This is a genomic window from Mesorhizobium sp. M8A.F.Ca.ET.057.01.1.1 (assembly GCF_003952565.1).
Taxonomy (GTDB): Bacteria; Pseudomonadota; Alphaproteobacteria; order Rhizobiales; family Rhizobiaceae; genus Mesorhizobium.
In genome coordinates, this window is the sequence record NZ_CP034454.1 from 1,698,685 (window position 1) to 1,716,948 (window position 18,264).

Here is an 18,264-nt window from a genome sequence, read left to right on the forward strand (position 1 = left end):
CGACATTCCAGCGTTCGATAGAAACGCCGGATCTATCCAGCGCCTTTTGTTTCTACGCAATTCCCGTGTCACTAACGGGTCCCGGCGAAGGCCGTCTGCTGGACCGTCGTCGCGGTGCCTGTCGTTAGCGATGACACCAGCGGTTCGCGGCTGCGGTGGCCGGGCACCAGCCGCACCACCTTGTAGCCCTTGGCTCGGAGGTCGGCGAGCAGGTGCGGCAGCATCTGCGCGGTGCGCGGATGGATGTCGTGCATCAGGATGATGCCGGAGCCGCGCTGTTCGATGCCCGCCATGGTGCGCTTGCGCACCTGGTCCGGCGTCGACGGGAAATAGTCCTTGGAATCGATATCGGCGTCGATGACGACGATGCCGCGCGCCGCGAGTTGACGGCGCAAGGCCGCCGTCGAGGCGAGATAAGGAAAGCGGAAGAAAGGCGCGACGCCGTGCATGGATGGCACCAGCGCGGCCGACACGCTCTTGATGCCGCCGTCGATCTGCGCTTGCGCCCCCGAGGCACTCATTTGCGTCAGGTTGGCATGGTTCTGGGTATGGGTGCCGATCGTGTGGCCGTGCGCGGCGACCTCGCGCACAAGGGCAGGGTAGGAGCGGGCCATCTGGCCGACCATCATGAAGGTCGCCTTGACGGCGGCATTGTCGAGCACCTTCAGGATGTTCTCGGTGCGGCCGGGCATCGGGCCGTCATCGAAGGTCAGCACCACTTCGTGGTTGCGCAGCCTGAGGTCGGCGATGCTGTTGACGGTGACGCTGCGGCCGGCAAGGCCGCTGAAGGAATGCGAGGAGAAGAAGCCGCCCGCGCCGGTCTCCTTCGGCTCTGTCGCATAGGCGAGCTTGCCACTCTTGGCGTCGGTCGCAGGTTTCGCCGTCGTGCAACCGGTGGCCAACGCGCCCAGGGCGACAATACCAAACAGCTGCGCCAGACGGCGCCCTGACACGAAAGCCATGGCGGAAGGATCCCTTTGAATCGCTTACGCTTTTATTCCGCTTATGGTTAATGAAGGTTTACTTGGTGCTGTTGCCCAGTCAGCCGACAGCTCACTCGCTGACATCCTGCTTCCAGCTGCGCGGGTGGCCGTCGACGCGGAACTGGAAGATGAAATAGGGCGGGATGCAGGTGCCTTCGCCAGGCTTGGCCTCGGGCAGATCGTCATATCCGGCGGTGCAGATATAGTCCTCGCGGCAGGGATGCGCCTTGTCGCAGGCGCGCAGGCCGGCGGTCTTGGTGGATTCCTTCGTGCAGAATTTATGGTCCTTGCCGGACGCGATGCAATCATTGAAGCCGGTCTTGGCGAGGCGACCGCAACTTGCCTCGTCGGGGAGCTTGTCGCAGCTCGCCTTGCGCAGCATGCCGCCGGGAAAGCCGCCGGTCTTCTGCTCGGGATTGTCGTAGCGCTGGCGCGCCGCGCCATAGCCGGCGAGCTTGACCACCGGCTTCCTGTCGCGCGCCGGGTCGATGCCACAATCCTTGGCGGTGGCGGGCGACAGTCGGCAATACCGGTCGCTGCCCCAGGTCGACATCCTGATCTCGCCGAATTCCACGGGGTCACCGACCGCGGTGCCTTTCTCGCTGACGCAGGTGCCGAAACCAGGATGGATGGCGCTTTCGTGGACCCCGGCGCAGCGCAGGCCGGCGCCGCAGGTCCAGTCCTTGAAGCTTTCATCCTCGCCGCGATAGCAGATCGAGCCCCAGCCATTGTAGAGATCGGTGCCTTTCAGCGCGTCAGCGTATTTCTGGTCGGGACGGGCGGCGAAACCCCTGGTGAAATCGGGATGGCCGCCGGCGGCGAATTCCTCGACGATGGCGCGGCGGCGCGGCAGGTCGGCGAAGAAGACCGCCGAGCCCGGCACGAAGACGGCGTTGCGGCGCGGCTCGCTGGCCGGGTCCGCGCCGGTATAGTGAAAGCCGGCAATGCCATGCGTCTGGTGGCAGCCGGTGCAGGACATCTCGTTGAGCCGCAGGTTGAAGCCGGCGACCGACTTGATGGTGGCAAGCGTGTTGCCCCTGGCGACATAGTCCTTCAGCGCCTTGTCGATGTCGGCGTCATCGACCAGCCCATGGACGATGTTGTTCTGCGAGCGGCTCAAGCCGCCGGGTGCCACCGAGACGGCGCTCTTGGCCAGGAATTTCTCGTCGACAACCAGCCGGCCATGGTCGAGATCGTAGATGTTGCGGTCGGTAAGCAGCCATTTGGCGAAGGCGGGCCTGTCAGCCAGCACGGTTGGCCGATCGATCTCGTTTTCCATCCTGGCTTCATAGAAGCTCGAAATGGCCGGGTCCCATTTGAAAATCTTCAGGAGATACTCGGCATGGCCGCCGAAATCGCGCCGCGTCGACGCCGACAGCCTGAGCACCTGCATGTTGAGCTCAAGCCTCATGATCTGCGAGGAATTCAGCATGGCGCCGGACAGCGGGCCTTCGTCGGAGCGCAGCCAGGCGGCCAATTGCTCCGGCGGCAGGTCCTTTCGACCGGCGGCCAGCCAGCGCCTGGCGACGTCCGCACAGGACGCATCGGTGGCGCTGGGCAGGTCCTTCGAAGCGCGGGCCTGCGCCTTTCCAGGCTTGGCGTTGAAGACCAGGCTCATGGTCAGCGGCAGGCGCGACGAAATGCGCTGGCCGGGCTTGCCGTTCACCGGTTTTTCCTGGACCGAATAGTGGAAGCGGTAGATCAGCCGGATCTCGCCGCATTCGGTGTGGCCGAGATAGCCTCGGTCCATGCGGTTGACGACGCCAGTCAGGTCGAGCGTCGAGCCGTCGTCATCGATATATCTGGGATTGAATTTCTGGCTGGTGTCGTTCGATTTCGCCATGGCCGCGACATAGGGGTCGGGGCTGGTCTCCGGCTCGTCTGATATCTCGCGCTTGACCGTGTCGCGCACCGTGGCCAGCGCCGGCACCGAAAACAGGCCGCGATTGTCGACGTCGCGGGTGAGGCCGAGGGCGGGGCCGAGCAGGCGGCTGATCGACAGGCCGCCACGCTCCAGCGCTTGCAAGGTGGCGGGATCGGTAACCGCGACGCTGGAATCGAGCGTCACCGCGCCGGCATTTTCAAGCCCAAGGCACAGCACCAGCAGCGACAGGAAACCTGTGATCGTTCTCAAGCCTCGAACCCCTCCGATGCCGGCGATGCTACAGGCCTCGCGCGCTCCCGGCCAGTGCGGTGAAACGGCCAGCCCAGCGCTGCCTGGTACGAAAAATGCTGTGACTTGGCGCAACCATTACGATAATTGTTTGTTGGATTGAGCCGGCCTTGCCGGAGCAATGGGAAAGTTGGGAGCGCGAGGAGTTGCCATGCTCTGGAGAGGCCGTCGTCAGAGTGACAATATCGAGGACGACCGCAGCGACAGTGGCGGCGGCGGGATCGGTGGCGGCGGCGGTCAATTCCAACTGCCCATCGGCGGCCGGACCGGTGGCGGCGGCAGCATCATCCTCGTCATCCTTGTCGTGCTTGCCGGCTGGTATTTCGGCTTCGATCCCTCAGCGATCCTGGGCGGCGGCGACGGCGGCCTGTTGCCGGGCGGTGGTGGCCAGATCACGGACAATAGCGGCGGTGGCCAGGATAGCGGCGCGGGTAGCCCGGCCAATGACGAGATGAAGCAGTTCGTGGCGACCGTGCTCGCCGAGACCGAGGATACCTGGACAGGCATCTTCAAGTCGCAAGGCCTGACCTATGAGGACCCCAAGCTGGTGCTGTTTTCCGGCCAGGTCCGCTCCGCCTGCGGTTTTGCTTCCGCCGCGGCCGGACCGTTCTATTGTCCGGGCGACCACAAGGTCTATCTCGACATGACCTTCTTCCAGCAACTCGACCAGCAGTTCGGCGCTTCCGGCGAGTTCGCCCGTGCCTACGTCATCGCGCATGAGGTCGGCCACCACGTGCAGAATCTCACCGGCATCATGGGGAAGTTCAACCAGATGCGCCAAGGCATGAGCGAAGCCGACGCCAACCAGCTGTCGGTGCGCATCGAACTGCAGGCCGACTGCTTCGCCGGCGTGTGGGCGCACTACACCGGGCAGAAGGGCATATTGGAGCAGGGCGACTTCGAAAGCGCGCTGAACGCGGCCAAGCAGATCGGCGACGACACGCTGCAGAAGAAGATGCAGGGCTATGTCGTGCCGGAAAGCTTCAACCACGGCACCTCGCAGCAGCGGCAGACCTGGCTGGCGCGCGGCTACAAGAGCGGCAAGCTGTCGGACTGCAATACGATGAGCGGGCCGCTCTAAGCAGTCGTTTTCGGAAAAAGACCTGACGGCGCGACGCCGTCAGGGAGTGTCAGGATCAAAGCTTCCTGCCTGTTCCCTCATTGTTCCTTTTCGCTTGCTCGCCTATAAGGTGCGTCCGCCCGCCGCCCCAGGGCGGCCAGAGGAGCTTGACCCATCATGATCGACCCCAAAACCGCCAGGCGGGGCCTCGCGCTCGTCTTCACGACGCTGCTGCTCGACATTATCGGCTTCGGCATGATCATGCCTGTGCTGCCGGCCTTTCTCAGGGAGTTGACCGGCGTCGGCATCAGCGAAGCGGCGATCGAGGGCGGTTGGCTGTTCTTCGTCTATGCGGCCATGCAGTTCTTCTTCGCGCCCATCATGGGCGGCCTGAGCGACCGGTTCGGACGGCGGCCAATCCTGCTCGCCTCGGTGCTGACCTTCTCCATCGACAATCTGATCTGCGCCATCGCCTGGTCCTATCCGATGCTGTTCATCGGACGTGTGCTGGCCGGCATTTCGGGCGCCAGCTATTCGACGACGTCGGCCTTCATCGCCGACATTTCGAACGACGAGAACCGGGCGAAGAATTTCGGCCTGCTCGGCATTGCCTTCGGCGTCGGCTTCGTCATCGGGCCGGTGCTGGGCGGCCTGCTCGGCACGTTCGGACCGCGCGTGCCGTTCTTTTTCGCCGCCGGGCTCGCCTTCGTGAACTTCCTGATCGCGATGTTCTTCCTGCCCGAGACGCTCGATGAAAAGCATCGCCGCCGCTTCGAGTGGAAACGTGCCAATCCGGTCGGCACGCTCCTGCAGATGCGCCAGTACCAAGGCATAGGCTGGATCGGGCTGGTCTTCTTCCTGATGACGCTCGGCCACATGATGTATCCAGCGGTGTGGTCGTTCGTCTCCAACTACCGCTATGGCTGGAGCGAGCAGCAGATCGGCTTCTCGCTCGGCGCCTTCGGCCTGTGCGGCGCGATCGTCATGGGCACGGTGCTGCCGCGTGTAATCCCCAGGCTCGGCGAGTGGAGAACGGCGGTCATCGGCCTGACGTTCACCGCGGCCAGCGCGTTTGGTTACGCCTTCGCCTCGCAGGGCTGGATGATCTATGCGGTGATCGTCGTCGGCTGCCTTGAAGCGCTGGCCGATCCGCCGCTGAGAAGCCTCGCCGCCGCCAAGGTGCCGCCTTCGGCGCAAGGCGAGTTGCAGGGCGCGATGACCTCGATCTTCTCGATCACCTCGATCATCACGCCGCTGCTTTATACCTCGATCTTTTCCTGGTTCACCGGACCCAGCGCGCCCGTCACCTTCGGCGGCGCGCCCTATCTGGTCGGCGCGTGCTTCCTGTTGCTGGCGGTCATCGTCTTCGTCACAAAGGTGGCGAGGCCGGCGCCGCTTGGCAGCACCTCGACCGGCGTGGCCAAGGATGGAGCACAGGCATGACAGTCGCATTCGCGCTACGCTGTCATCGGTCGTTTCGCCAATTGCCAACGTTGCAAGAAAGGGCGCCGGCGTTCGGTCAGCGGCCTTCTCCCTGTCTCCAAACGGGGAGAAGATGCCGGCAGGCAGGGGCAGCGCTGACGGATCGAGTCAGGCCCGCTCGGCCAGCAATTCCTCACCGCGCTTCTGGCGGATCAGGTTGACGAAGCGGCGGAACAGATAGTGCGAATCCTGCGGGCCGGGCGAAGCCTCAGGATGATGCTGGACCGAGAACACCGGACGGCCGGTGAGCGCGATGCCGCAATTCGAGCCGTCGAACAGCGAGACATGGGTTTCCTCGACACCCGCGGGCAGCGAGTCGGCATCGACGGCAAAGCCATGGTTCATCGAGACGATCTCGACCTTGCCGGTGGTGTGATCCTTGACCGGGTGGTTGGCGCCGTGATGGCCCTGATGCATCTTGGCGGTCTTGCCGCCCAGCGCCAGCGCCAGCATCTGATGGCCGAGGCAGATGCCGAACACCGGGATGTCGGTCTTGAGCAGGTCCTGGATGACCGGCACGGCATAGTCGCCGGTGGCCTCCGGATCGCCGGGGCCATTGGAGAGGAAGATGCCGTCGGGCTGCATGGCGAGGATTTCCTCCGCACCGGTCTTGGCCGGCACCACAGTGACCTTGGCGCCGAGGCCGGCGAGCAGCCGCAATATGTTGCGCTTGACGCCGTAGTCGATGGCGACGACGTGCAGCGAGGGTTCGTCCTGTTCGCCAAAGCCTTCGTTCCAGACCCAGGGCGTCTCGCGCCAGACCGAGGACTGGCCCGACGTGACCTCCTTGGCGAGATCGAGCCCGATCAGGCCCGACCATGCGGCGGCGCGCCGCTTCAGGTCGTCGAGGTCGAAGACGCCGTCCGGAGCGTGCGCGATGACGGCGTTGGGCATGCCCTTTTCGCGGATCAGCGCGGTGAGCGCGCGGGTGTCGATGCCCGAGAGCGCGACGATGCCGCGCTTCTTCAGCCACTGATCGAGATCGCCGGCGGCACGGTAATTGGACGGGTTGGTGACATCGGCCTTGAACACGGCGCCGACGGCGCCGGCACGGGCGGCCGGGTTGAGGTCTTCGATGTCCTCGCCATTGGTGCCGATATTGCCGATATGCGGGAAGGTGAAAGTGACGATCTGGCCGGCATAGGACGGATCGGTGAGGATTTCCTGGTAACCGGTGAGTGCCGTGTTGAAGCAGACTTCGGCCACCGCCGAACCGGTGGCGCCGAGGCCGCGACCCTCGATGACGGTGCCGTCTGCCAATACCAGAAGGGCGGTCGGCTTTTCAGTGGCCCAGGGTGGGGTCAGCGCGGGCGTCATCTCGGCCATGGCGGCACTCCTATCAGGCCGCGCTGCAACGAGCCCGGCGGGCCATCTGCGCGGCAAAGGGCGCAAAGCAGCGATTTCGCAGCCTCCACGCAGTCAAGCTTCACTTCATGCAAGGCCCAGTACATAGGGGAAGGGGCAGGGCGGTCAATGATCATGCGAAACGCCGCCGCGATTTATTTCATTGAGGAATATCATAGGCTTGCCCTGGCATATGAGGGTTTGCGTTGGCCTGCCCCCGGCGCTATTGTCCGCGCCGACCGAAGGAGAGAGATCAATGCGCGTGAAAATCGCCGAATCCCTGAAGACCGCGATGAAGGCGCAGGACAAGCACCGGCTGCCGACATTGCGGCTGATCCAGGCCGCCATCCACGATCGCGACATCGCCAATCGCGGTGCCGGCAAGGAACCCGCCAGCGACGAGGAAATCCTGCAGATCCTGGCCAAGATGGTGAAGCAGCGCGAGGAATCGGCCAAGGCCTTCGAGGACGGCAAGCGGCCGGAACTGGCGGCTCAGGAGCGCGGCGAGATGGAGATCATCCGCGGCTTCCTGCCGACGCAGCTTGACGATGTGGCGATTACGGCGGCGGCGCGCGAGGCAATTGCCGCGACCGGTGCGGCCAGCCAGAAGGACATGGGCAAGGTGATCGCCGCGCTCAAGCAGAAATATGCCGGCCAGATGGATTTCGGCAAGGCAAGCGGCATCGTCAAGGGGCTACTGCAATAGGGCTTTTACCCTCGCGTCGGCAGGCGTCCAACACGGCCAGTCACTCGAGGCAAAGCCGTAGCTTGCTATTGGGCTGATTTCCCAGGCTCCAACGCACGGCGCAGTGCCGGCGCTTCCTGCTGGATATGGTTCCACAGACGATTGGCGATCGGCCCGTGCGGCCGGTCGCGGCGGCGCGCCGCGACCAATTCGTCGGTGCGGCCCGGCAGATGACTGCCGGCAATGGACAGGAGCTGCCCGTCGCGCAGCTCTTGCGCGATCAGGAAATGCGGCAGGTGGCCCCAGCCGAGGCCTTGCAGGATGATTTCCTTCTTCATGGCTTGATCGGGACCAGACATTGCGGCGCGCCTTCGACCACGAAGTAGTCCTGTCGTGGCGAATGCTGGGCGGTGTCGCGCATCACGCATTGGGTGAATGCCTGCATCTTCTCCAGTGTGATCGGTCGTTCGATGCGTTCGGGCAGGAAGCCCGGCGCCACCACGGGAATGAAGGGCACCTTGCTGAGGTCGATCCATTCGATTCGTGCGTCGCCCTTGTCGATCCAGTGCAGGATCAGATCGGCTTTGTCGTCGAAAAGGCGCTCCCAGGGGCCGCCGACGGCTTCGAAATGGAGATGCAGCCGGGTGCCGGGGCACTGGGCGAAGAACCGCCCGAGCATGCCCAGCACCCGCGGGCGCGGGCAGAGATCGCCGATCACGACATGGACCTCGCTTTCCTCGCCCATAGAGAGCTGGGCGGCATGGACGCGCAGGCCGTCCAGTTCGCGCAGCAGGAGCTGCGCGCGCCGCTGGAACGACAGCCCCGCTCCGGTCGCACGAACGCGATAGCCGCTGCGATCCAAAAGCACCAGGCCGAGCTGGCGTTCCAGCCTGGCGACGGCCGCGAACACAGCCGGATGCGAGCGGTGCAGCATCGTCGCGGCCGGCTGAAAGCCGCCGGTGCGGATGACGGCGTCGAAGCACTGAAGATCGTGCAAGGTGAATTCGGCCATGTCAGTTTTTATTACAGAGATTGTCCTATCTTTGTAATATCACCAAAACCGGCCACAGCTACGCTTTGCCTCACTCAACGTTCCAAAAGGATCTTCACCATGAGTGAGCTGAATTTCGTGACTGTCGGCGACGGCACGCGCATCGCCTACCGCTTCGACGGCGACTCCGGAAAGCCGGTGCTGGTGCTGTCCAACTCCATCGCCACCACGCTGCGTATGTGGGATGGGCAGGTCGGAGAGTTGGCCAGGCATTTCCGCGTTCTGCGCTACGACTTTCGCGGCCATGGCGGGTCGAGCGCGCCAGTCGGCGCATATTCCCTCGACCGGCTTGGCCGCGACGTAATCGAACTCATCGATGCGCTCGGCCTCGGGCGCGTGCATTTTCTCGGCCTGTCGCTCGGCGGTTTCGTCGGGCAGTGGCTCGGCATTCACGCGCCCGAGCGGATCAACCGGCTGATCCTGAGCAACACCTCGTCTCACCTTTCGCCGGCGAGTTATTTCGACGAGCGGATTGCCGTCGTGCGGCAGGCGCCGGACATGTCGGAAACGGCCGAAGTGTTCCTCAATAACTGGTTCCCGGCGGACATGGTGGCGGCCAACGGACCCGTCATCGAGGAATTCCGCGCCATGCTGCTGGCGATCGACCGGCAAGGCCTGGCCGGCCTGTTCGCGGCGGTTCGCGATGTCGATCTTCGCCGCACCGTCGCGTTGATCTCCCGGCCGACACTGGTGATCGCCGGCGAGCACGACACGGTGACTGCGGCGAGCCATAGCGAGTTGATCGCGGCCGCGGTGCCCGGCGCGAAGCTCGTCGTGCTGCCCGCGGTCCACTTGTCGAACGTGGAATACCCCGCCGAGTTCATGCAGGCCGTGCTCGGCTTCCTGCTCTGAGTGTGATCCGCGAAGTCCGTTGTCGGAAGGCAGAGCGGACTTCACGACCCCTTGCAGATCGGCAGCGGCTGGGGTGGCGGGGCCGGATGGTCCGCCTGGTACTGAGCGATGACAGGCTCGAGGGTTTTTCGCGGCCAGAATTTCGGCGTACCGATCTCCTTCAGGCAGGATGCGTTCCAGTAGGTGCCCGAAGCGGAATGGCCGCTTGCAACGGCGGCGATGTCGCGCGATTCCGGGTAGATGTAGAGCGTGGTCGGATTGTCCTTCACCATCGAGATGAGTTGCCTGGCATCGGCCGGTGACCAGCTGGTGCAGCCATTGCTGCGGCCGCCGGCATAGTCCACCAGCTTGCCGAACGGCACCATGCCATCGTGGTCGGCATAGGCGCTGTTCGGGGTCTTGCGCATGCACATGGTGCGCAGCACCTGCGCCGCATGGCCGCCGATCACGCGCTGCCTGGCGTTGGCGGCCTCGCCTTCGCCGTCGAACTGGATGAAGGTGCGCTGGAAAGCCACATCCTGTTTCGCGCCGGTGCGATAAAAGCCCTTGAAAGAGGTTTTCGCTTCGCGTGTCATGTAGGCGCCGCCGGCGGTCAGTTCCGAATCCATGGCGTTGCCGAAGTTCTTGGCGCAGCGCCTGCCATTCGAAAAGTTCACGGTGCCTTTCAGGTTCCGGCCGCCGCCGTGGCCCGACGAAATCGCGCGAAACGACTGGCTGGCTTCGCACACGACATAGTAGCGGCGTCCCAGCACGCCATTGCCCAGATCGCCGGGACGGGTGGCGTCCATGGCGAAATAGCAGGGGTTCCGGACGGCGCCCTGCGCCACCTTCTGCAGGTAGAGCGCGCGTGCCCGCTCCAGCACCACTTGCGAGATCTGGCCGTCGGCGTCGCCGACATGGGCCTGCAGCCAGGCGGGAACGGCCGATGGCGCGGCAAAGGATCGGGCCGATGCCGTCAGCGCAATGACGATGATAAGAAGGCTGAGGGTGACGACGACACCCAACGGGACAGATCTCAACCGCACCGGTTCTATTCTCCTGCCGAATCCATGCGAATCCTTGCGGGTGTCGCCACCCGCAACCAATCATAAAAGGTCTCGCGCCGATCGGCGAGACACATCTTGTTTAGCGTGGACTGAAGCGTTCGTTTTGTGACCAGCCCTGTGGAGGCGGCATCGAAAGCCAGGCTACTTTCTCCCGCGGACCAAACTGGACATAGCGGCAGGACGATTTATAGACGATTTCCTGGAAATAATTATCTGTCGTCTGAAATGGATCCGCTTAGCGACGTCATCGCTCTTCTGAAACCCAACACGGCGGTCTCCAAACCCATCAGGGGCGCGGCCGATGGGGCGTGCGATACGCCGCCTACGATGCGCCCGGTTTTACGATCATCGTCGAAGGCGCGTGCTGGATCGCGTTCGAGGACCGGGAGCCGATCAAGTTCGAGACAGGCGACTTTCTGCTGTTGCCTTCCACACCGCCCTTCTCGCTGAGCAGCCATCCGGGCATCGACTGTGCGCTTCGCGAGCCCATGGATATTGACGTCCAGCATGGCGACCCGAATGGCGAACCCGATTTTGTCGCACTCGGTGGGACGTTCCGGGTCGAGCCGGTCAATGCCCCGCTTCTGGTCGCGCTGCTTCCAAGCGTCATCCATGTACCGGGATCGCAGGGGCGTGCCGGGAGGCTGGGTACGGTCATCGAACTCATCAGGCAAGAGTGCGAGAACGAAGATCCTGGCAAGGAGATGGTCCTGCAGCGATTGCTCGAGGTTCTGCTCGTCGAAGCGCTGCGATGGCGCGGCATCGCCTCCGGTGCGGCCGGCCTGCTCAGCGGGATGCGGGACCCTGTGCTCGCGCGCGTACTGCGCGCAATGCACGGGGATGTCCGGGCGGGCTGGACTGTCGTTGAACTTGCCAGGATTGCCGGGCTCTCGCGCTCGGCTTTCGCAGCCCGCTTTGTGCACGTGCTCGGCTGCGGTCCGATCGAGTATCTGGCGCGCTGGCGCATGGCGATCGCGAAAGACGCCCTTATCCGGGGCTCGAAGACATTGGACAAGATAGCGGAGGAGATCGGCTACGAATCCGCGAGCGCATTCAGCACCGCCTTCAGGAAGCGGCTTGGCTGTTCTCCTGGAAAGTTCGCCCGCGGCGGCGGTATCGGCTCGGCCGGATGAGGGCGCGCGCTTACGCCGAAGCCTTTCAAGGTGGTATGCAAGGGTACTGGACAGTTGGAAACAAAATAAGGATTTTTGATTATAGATCGTCTGTGATGACAAGCTTACGAGGATGCATTGCAACCAACGGAGCTTGTCATGCAAACGATCCTGATAACTGGCTGTTCGTCCGGCTACGGCCTAGAGACCGCCCGCCATTTCCTCGCCAAAGGGTGGAATGTCATCGCCACCATGCGGACGCCGCGAGAAGACATCCTGCCGCGCTCGGAGCGCCTGCGGATATTGCCCCTGGATGTCACCAGCGAGGACAGCATCGCCGCGGTGGTCAAGGCCGCCGGCCCGATCGATGTTCTGGTCAACAATGCCGGCATCGGCGTGGTCGGTGCCTTTGAAGCGACGACGATGTCACACATCCGTAAGGTCTTCGAGACCAATACGCTTGGCGTGATGGCGATGGCGCAGGCAGTGATTGCGCAGATGCGCGAGCGCCGGTCCGGTGTGATCGTCAACGTCACCTCCAGCGCCACCCTCGCTGCGATGCCCCTGGCGGCGGCCTACACCGCCAGCAAACAGGCCATCGAGGGCTTCACCGGATCGCTTGCGCACGAACTTGGCCATTTCGGTATCCGGGCAAAGCTGGTCGAACCCGGGTATGCACCGACGACACGGTTCGCGCAAAACACGTCGGTGCGCATCGAGGACATGATCCCGCAAGCCTACGCCGATTTCGCGGCGCCGGTCTTCGCTGCCTTCGCTCAGCCCGCGCTGACCACCAAGGAAAGCGACGTCGCCGAAGCGATCTGGGCGGCGGTCCACGACAATTCAGGACAACTGCGCTTCCCGGCTGGCGCGGATGCGGTCGCCCTGGCGAACGCCGGCTGAAGTGCGCCGGGCGAAATCCGGTTTCGAGCGGGCTTGAGCGTTCAGGCGGCCCCGATTATGCCTGCTTCGACTTCCAGGAAGCATCGACCATGATCGAGATCGTCAAACCCGCGCTCGAACATCTGCCGTCCTACAAGGCGGCGCTCGAACGCGGCTGGTCGCCGGACAATGTGCGGCTCATGGAGGCAACACGCGCGGAACTCGCGGCGATCGACGAGGACCCAGTAGCGTTCCTCGCCAGCCTCGACGATCCCGAGGCCAAGGGTGGCCCGATCACCTTGCCCGATGGCACACAGGTAGCGCGCCTGCCGGGGTTCCGGCGCTGGATCTGGGACGGCGAGGCATCGGGCTCGATCGGCTTCCGCTGGCGGAAGGGCACGGCGGAACTGCCGCCGCACGTGCTTGGCCATATCGGCTACGCGGTGGTGCCGTGGAAGCGGAGGCGCGGCTACGCCACCGAGGCGGTGAGGCTGATGCTGGACGAGGCGAGGGCGGTCGGCCTGCCCTATGTCGAGCTCACCGCCAAGCCGGGCAATCCGGCCTCGCACAAGGTGATCCTGGCCAATGGCGGCAAACTCGTCGAGCGCTTCTTCGAGGACGCCGCCTATGGCGGGGTGGAGAGCCTGCGGTTCCGGATCGATTTGTAAGAGGCCTATCGCCTTTCGGCCTGATCACGCAGCCAGTCGGCGAGCGATGCGCGGTGCGTGCCGGCCCTGCCGGTGAAAGCGTCGGCGGAAAGCATGGAGTTCAGCACCGCCTCCTGCGTCGCTTCCACCGCCGCCCTGAAAAGAATGTCGATGCGCGCTTCGTTGAGTGCGAGCAGCGGCACCAGATCGCGGTTTTCATCGTGGTCGATCAGGTTGCCGGTGCTGAAGGCGATGGCGATGTCCCCGCTGCCATTGCCCCAGAAGGAGCCAAGCCTGGCGATGCCGGCCCCGGTGCGGCGCGCCACGCGCTCGAGCTGGCGGTGTTCGAGCGGCACATCCGTCGCTAGAACGACCATGATCGAGCCGCGTTCGGCCTCGGCTTGCCGCCTGGGATCGGGCCGGCGCCCGTCGGGCAGGACGAGGTCGCCGGGCCTGCCGAAATTCGACAGGACGAGAACGCCAAGATGGTGTCCGCCGCCGAGCGCGATCTTCCTGGAGGCCGAGCCGATGCCGCCCTTGAAGCCGAAGCAGCTCATTCCCGTTCCGGCGCCGACATTGCCCTGTTCGATGGCGCCTTCTCGGGCATCGGCGAGCGCGGCAAGGGCATGCCCTTCCGATATCGCCATGGCCTGGATGTCGCTCAGCGGACCGTCATTGCACTCACCGACCACCGGATTGACGGTTCCGGTGGCGCGGCCGATATCGGGGTTCTGGCGGATGGCGTCGCGGATCAGCGCCGTGGCGCAGGTGCCGACCGAGAGCGTGTTGGTCAGGAGAACAGGCGTCTCGATCGTGCCGAGTTCCTGCACCTGCATCAGCCCGATGGTCTTGCCGAAGCCGTTGATGACATGGCTTGCCGCCGTCACCTTTTTGCGGAACAGGTTTCCGCCATGCGGCAGGATCGCGGTCACGCCGGTGTTGATGTCGCCGTCGCGCAGCGTGCAGTGACCGACGCGCACGCCAGGCACATCGGTGATCGCATTGTGCGTGCCCGCCGGCAAGGTGCCGCAGGTCAGGCCGAAATCAGCGACAGTCCTTGCCATGTTATTCGGCGGCCACCGGTACCGGCGGGCTGGTGTCGCTGCGGCGTTCCCAGAGATGGGAAATGACAGCCACAATGACGGCAACCGCCATCGCGAAGGCGCCAACAACCGGCAGGCTGCGATAACCGTAGCCGGCATTGAGCATGGCCGCGCCGAGCGATGCGGCCAATGCGATGCCGATATTGAAGCCGGACGGGATGAGCGAAGCGGCGAGACCGGAGGCGTCCGCCGTCCATGCCAGGATGCGGGTCTGGATGGGGGTGCCGATGGCGAAGTTGAGACCGCCCCAGACGATGATCGCGACAACCATCGGCAGGGGGTAGGGGCTGACGAGATAGATGATGGCCAGCGTCACCGCTTGCAGGGCGAGCATGGTGATGAGCGACGGCATCAGTTTCCAGTCGGACAGTTTGCCGCCGAGGAAGACGCCAAGCGTGGCGCCGACGCCGTTGAGCAGCAGCACCCAAGGCACCAGGTTTTCATCGAGCCCTGTGACCTCCAGCAGCGTCGGGGTGATGTAGGTGAACAAGCAGAACTGGCCGAGCATCAGCATGAGCATCAGGATCAGCGAGGTCCAGACCTGCTGGCGCGCCAGCACGCGGACCTCGCTGGCAAGGCTCGCCGACTTGGCCTGATATCCGGTGGCGCGCGGCAACAGGGCCGCCATGGCGAGAGTTGCCGCCACGCCCAGTGCGCCCATCACCCAGAAGGTCGCGCGCCAGCCCCAGATGTTGCCGATCGCGGTGCCCGCCGGCACGCCGATGACGTTGGAGACGGTGAGGCCCGACAGGATGACGGCGACCGCCATGCCGCGCTGATCCTCGCGCACCAGGCCGACGGCGACCACCATGGCAACGCCGAAATAGGCGCCGTGCGCGACCGCGACGGCAATGCGCAGCAACAGCATCGAGGTGAAGTCGGGCGCCAGCGCGCAGGCCGCCTGGCCGAGCGTGAAGGCGACAGCGAGGCCGAGCAGCAAGGCCTTGCGCGACAGGCTCTTGGTGGCGAGGGCCAGCAGCGGACCGCCGATGGCGATGCCGCAGGCATAGCCGGAGACGAGGTAGCCGGCGGAAGGAACCGAAACGCCAAGCCCTTGCGCCACCTGCGGCAGCACCCCGGCGATGACGAATTCGGTGGTGCCGAAAGCGAAAGCGGCGATGAACAGGGCGATGAGCGGCAGCGACATGAAAAAGAGACCCTCGAAATGGAGGCTCAAACCATGGATGGCCGTGGCGGGCAATCCAGAAATTTTGTCGCCGGTTTAGGTTTTCTTGAGCGGGGTGCAGCGATGAAGCGCCAAACTCCCCCTCGAGGGGGAAATTGGCGACTTTGTCAGCTCGCCTTCAGTCTGGATCCAAAAAGCAGGCCGCGCTCTTCCAGCACAGGATAGGCCATCGATGCCAGCAGCGAGTTGATCTGCTTCAGGTCGCGGATGGTATCGAGGTGGATCGAGCTGGTTTCGACGCTTTTGGCGGTGCCTTCGCGCAGGCGCAGGAAATGGCTGGCGCTGGTTTCCTTCTCGCGGTCACGCAGCCGGTCCTTCTCCAGCACAAGCTGGCGGGCGGTTTCGGGATCCCGCGACACCAGCACGTTGAAGGCAAGCCGGGCATTGGCCAGCACCGAGCCGTGGAAGGCGCAGAGCTCGCTCCAGCCTTCGTCGGTGAATTCCAGGCCGCGCTCGAGCTTCTTCTTCACATGCATCAGCATGTTGCGCACGATGATGTCGCCGACCTGCTCGAGCTTGACGCAGGCGCCGATCAATTCCTGGCAGCGCAGCGCCTCGTCTTCGGTCAGCGGGTTCTTGGTGACCTTGGCGAGGTAGAGTTTTATGGCCGCGTGCCTGCGGTCGACACGGTCGTCGAGGGCCGCCAGCGCCTTGATCTTGTCAGAGTCGGCGTCCTCATAGAGTTCGATGATGCGCTTGAGCATGATCTCGACAGTCTCGCAGACCCGCACCACCTCGCGTGTGGCGTTGGCCAGAGCCTGGCTCGGCACATCAAGCGCGCTTTCGTTGAGCGCCGACAGTTCGACGACGTCGAGCGTGGCGCCCGGCGCCGGCTTGGCGCCGAGCGCCACGATCCTCTCCGAGGCTCGGTAGACCAAACCGGCCAGCGGCAGGCCGGCGAGCAGGATGATCACATTGAACAGAATATGGGCGTTGACGATCTGATCGGCCGCCGTCGGGCCGAGGAAGGCGACATGCGGCCGGAAGATCATGAACAGGATCAGCATGACCAGCGAGCCCAGCCCGCGCATCAGGAGGTTGCCGACCGGCACGACACGGACTTCGGGGCTGGCCGAGCGTGTCAGCATCGGCGCGATCAGCGACGAACCGAGATTGACCCCGAGGATAAGGACGAGGCCGAGTTCAGGGCTGATCAGGCCGCGGCCGGCCAGCGTCGCCATCAACAGCACCGCCGCGATGCTCGACTGGAACAGCCACGTGATCATTGCCGCCAACAGGTAGGCGGTGATGGAATCGCTGGAGAAGTAATTGAGGATGACCGGCAGCAACTGGCTGTTGCGCAGCGGCTCGGACGCCTGGCCGATCATTTCCAGGGACAGGATCAAGAGGCCGATGCCGACCAGGATGCGGCCGGTCTGTCGCCAGTCGCGCCGCTCGGTGGCCATGAACATCACCGTGCCTGATATCAGGCAAAGCGGCACCAAGAGCGTGAGATCGAAGGTCAGCAGCTTGACCACCAGAGCCGAGCCGATCTCGGCGCCACGCACGGCCAACTGGCCGGCGGCGCCCGAGACGATGCCGGAACCGGCGAAGGAGCCGACCAGCAGCGTGACCGCCGTCGAGCTTTGTAGCGCGATCGCAAGGCCGGTGCCGGCCAGCACCGCCATGATCGGATTGCGCATGGTGGCGCGCAGGCGATGACGCAGCACGTCGCCATAGGCGCGCTCGACGCCGGTCTTGACCATGCGGGTGGCAAACAGCATCAGCGCGACGGCGCCGGCCAGATGCAGGAGAACGACGGAACCGCTCATCGCGGCGCCTGCATGCGTGCATGGCGCTTGCCGCGGCCAGCATGGCGACGGGGGGTGAAGGCGAGGGTACGAATCATGGTCATGACAGCCTTGGGAATATAGCCGGAATATTTTAGCCGGATAATAAAAATTTGTCGATCTCAAGGGGCCGCCGCGAGGCGACAGCCGGTGTCGGAAAATGGACGGGCTAGCAAATGGTTGCACCGGCATGAGCGGTGGATCGGCAGGATCTGCGATGTTTCGGCGCCGGTCTTTGTGACGATGTTCAAATCTTTTGGATAAGCACAAGAATTCATTACATAATTGTAATTCTGGCGTTCAGTTTCGGTTCATCCCGTGGCCGGTATCCCTCCTGGCATCGACAACCAAGGAGACCCCTGATGAAACGCATTGTTCTTTCCGCCCTCGCTTTCTCGATGCTGGCCGCCACCTCGCTTACCGGCCAGGCAGCGCCGATGAACGCGCCAGTGGCGCCGCAGTCGAACTACACCAAGGTCGACTGGCAGAAGCCTACTCACCGGGATGTCAAGAAGCGCGTCATCCAGAAGCGGTTCGTCCAGAAGAAGGTCGTCGTGAAGCGAAACACCTGGCGCAATGGCCAGAAATATTCCGGCTGGAGGCAGCACCAGCCGATCCGCGACTATGGCCGCTATGGCCTGCATCGTCCCGGCCGCGGCCAGGAATGGATCCGTGTCGGCAATGACTATGTGCTGGTCGGCATCCTCTCCGGCGTCATCTTCGGCGCGCTTGCCGCGCAGTAAGTCAGCGCAAATCTGACTGACAGCGAGGGGCGGCCTGCAATGGCCGCCGTTCTTTTTGCCCTGTGGAAACCGGGTATGGCCTCTATTGGGGGTCGTCTGAAATCGCGGGCATGATTATATGGTGG

Annotated in this window: 15 protein-coding genes and 1 pseudogene; 8 read left to right on the plus strand and 8 right to left on the minus strand. The window is 64.1% G+C overall.

Annotated features, from left to right (window positions below):
- Positions 1 to 71: 71 nt before the first annotated feature.
- Positions 72 to 962 (minus strand): polysaccharide deacetylase family protein, encoded by an 891-nt coding sequence (locus EJ077_RS07660; protein ID WP_208700908.1) that lies wholly within the window; start codon positions 960 to 962, stop codon positions 72 to 74.
- Between the two features lie 91 nt (positions 963 to 1,053).
- On the minus strand, positions 1,054 to 3,117 hold the full coding sequence (locus EJ077_RS07665) for a hypothetical protein (protein WP_208700911.1): 2,064 nt from the start codon (positions 3,115 to 3,117) through the stop codon (positions 1,054 to 1,056).
- A 190-nt stretch (positions 3,118 to 3,307) separates the two neighbouring features.
- On the opposite strand from EJ077_RS07665, the gene EJ077_RS07670 reads away from it, so the two are divergent.
- Together EJ077_RS07670 and EJ077_RS07675 are read left to right on the plus strand one after the other, a co-directional pair.
- A complete protein-coding gene (locus tag EJ077_RS07670) occupies positions 3,308 to 4,237 on the plus strand; it encodes a neutral zinc metallopeptidase (protein WP_208700913.1) in 930 nt (309 codons plus the stop codon).
- 156 nt (positions 4,238 to 4,393) lie between these two features.
- On the plus strand, positions 4,394 to 5,659 hold the full coding sequence (locus EJ077_RS07675) for a TCR/Tet family MFS transporter (RefSeq protein WP_208700915.1): 1,266 nt from the start codon (positions 4,394 to 4,396) through the stop codon (positions 5,657 to 5,659).
- A 147-nt stretch (positions 5,660 to 5,806) separates the two neighbouring features.
- On the opposite strand, the gene carA is transcribed toward EJ077_RS07675, so the two are convergent.
- The gene (carA, locus tag EJ077_RS07680; protein WP_208700917.1) at positions 5,807 to 7,024 is read right to left on the minus strand and encodes a glutamine-hydrolyzing carbamoyl-phosphate synthase small subunit; all 1,218 of its coding nucleotides are present in this window, start codon (positions 7,022 to 7,024) and stop codon (positions 5,807 to 5,809) included.
- A 274-nt stretch (positions 7,025 to 7,298) separates the two neighbouring features.
- Here carA and EJ077_RS07685 point away from each other — a divergent pair, with 274 nt between their 5' ends.
- Positions 7,299 to 7,748, plus strand: a complete 450-nt coding sequence (locus EJ077_RS07685) for a GatB/YqeY domain-containing protein (RefSeq protein ID WP_208700919.1) — start codon at positions 7,299 to 7,301, stop codon at positions 7,746 to 7,748.
- Between the two features lie 65 nt (positions 7,749 to 7,813).
- Here EJ077_RS07685 and EJ077_RS07690 read toward each other — a convergent pair.
- Positions 7,814 to 8,739 (minus strand): annotated as a pseudogene (locus tag EJ077_RS07690) (LysR family transcriptional regulator).
- A gap of 99 nt (positions 8,740 to 8,838) precedes the next feature.
- On the opposite strand from EJ077_RS07690, the gene EJ077_RS07695 reads away from it, so the two are divergent.
- Complete coding sequence (locus tag EJ077_RS07695; protein WP_208700921.1) at positions 8,839 to 9,630, plus strand: alpha/beta fold hydrolase; 792 nt, start codon at positions 8,839 to 8,841, stop codon at positions 9,628 to 9,630.
- A 41-nt stretch (positions 9,631 to 9,671) separates the two neighbouring features.
- Here the strand turns inward: EJ077_RS07695 and EJ077_RS07700 are convergent, their stop codons facing one another.
- Entirely contained in the window at positions 9,672 to 10,655 is a 984-nt protein-coding gene (locus EJ077_RS07700; RefSeq protein ID WP_208700923.1) for a hypothetical protein, read from the minus strand.
- Between the two features lie 329 nt (positions 10,656 to 10,984).
- Between EJ077_RS07700 and EJ077_RS07705 the strand changes: the two genes are divergently transcribed.
- The 3 genes from EJ077_RS07705 to EJ077_RS07715 all read left to right on the plus strand — a co-directional run bounded on the left by EJ077_RS07705 (position 10,985) and on the right by EJ077_RS07715 (position 13,338).
- Positions 10,985 to 11,809, plus strand: coding sequence for a helix-turn-helix transcriptional regulator (locus tag EJ077_RS07705; RefSeq protein WP_367142394.1), 825 nt, complete (start codon positions 10,985 to 10,987; stop codon positions 11,807 to 11,809).
- Positions 11,810 to 11,947: 138 nt separating this feature from the next.
- Entirely contained in the window at positions 11,948 to 12,691 is a 744-nt protein-coding gene (locus tag EJ077_RS07710; RefSeq protein ID WP_208700925.1) for an SDR family oxidoreductase, read from the plus strand.
- 89 nt (positions 12,692 to 12,780) lie between these two features.
- A complete protein-coding gene (locus tag EJ077_RS07715) occupies positions 12,781 to 13,338 on the plus strand; it encodes a GNAT family N-acetyltransferase (RefSeq protein WP_208700926.1) in 558 nt (185 codons plus the stop codon).
- 5 nt (positions 13,339 to 13,343) lie between these two features.
- Here the strand turns inward: EJ077_RS07715 and EJ077_RS07720 are convergent, their stop codons facing one another.
- The 3 genes from EJ077_RS07720 to EJ077_RS07730 form a co-directional block, all read right to left on the minus strand.
- Positions 13,344 to 14,381, minus strand: a complete 1,038-nt coding sequence (locus EJ077_RS07720) for a P1 family peptidase (protein ID WP_208700928.1) — start codon at positions 14,379 to 14,381, stop codon at positions 13,344 to 13,346.
- Between the two features lies 1 nt (position 14,382).
- Positions 14,383 to 15,567 (minus strand): MFS transporter, encoded by a 1,185-nt coding sequence (locus EJ077_RS07725; protein WP_208700930.1) that lies wholly within the window; start codon positions 15,565 to 15,567, stop codon positions 14,383 to 14,385.
- Positions 15,568 to 15,713: 146 nt separating this feature from the next.
- Positions 15,714 to 17,378, minus strand: a complete 1,665-nt coding sequence (locus EJ077_RS07730; protein ID WP_208700932.1) for a Na/Pi cotransporter family protein — start codon at positions 17,376 to 17,378, stop codon at positions 15,714 to 15,716.
- A 380-nt stretch (positions 17,379 to 17,758) separates the two neighbouring features.
- Between EJ077_RS07730 and EJ077_RS07735 the strand changes: the two genes are divergently transcribed.
- Complete coding sequence (locus EJ077_RS07735; RefSeq protein ID WP_208700934.1) at positions 17,759 to 18,139, plus strand: RcnB family protein; 381 nt, start codon at positions 17,759 to 17,761, stop codon at positions 18,137 to 18,139.
- Positions 18,140 to 18,264 lie beyond the last annotated feature (125 nt).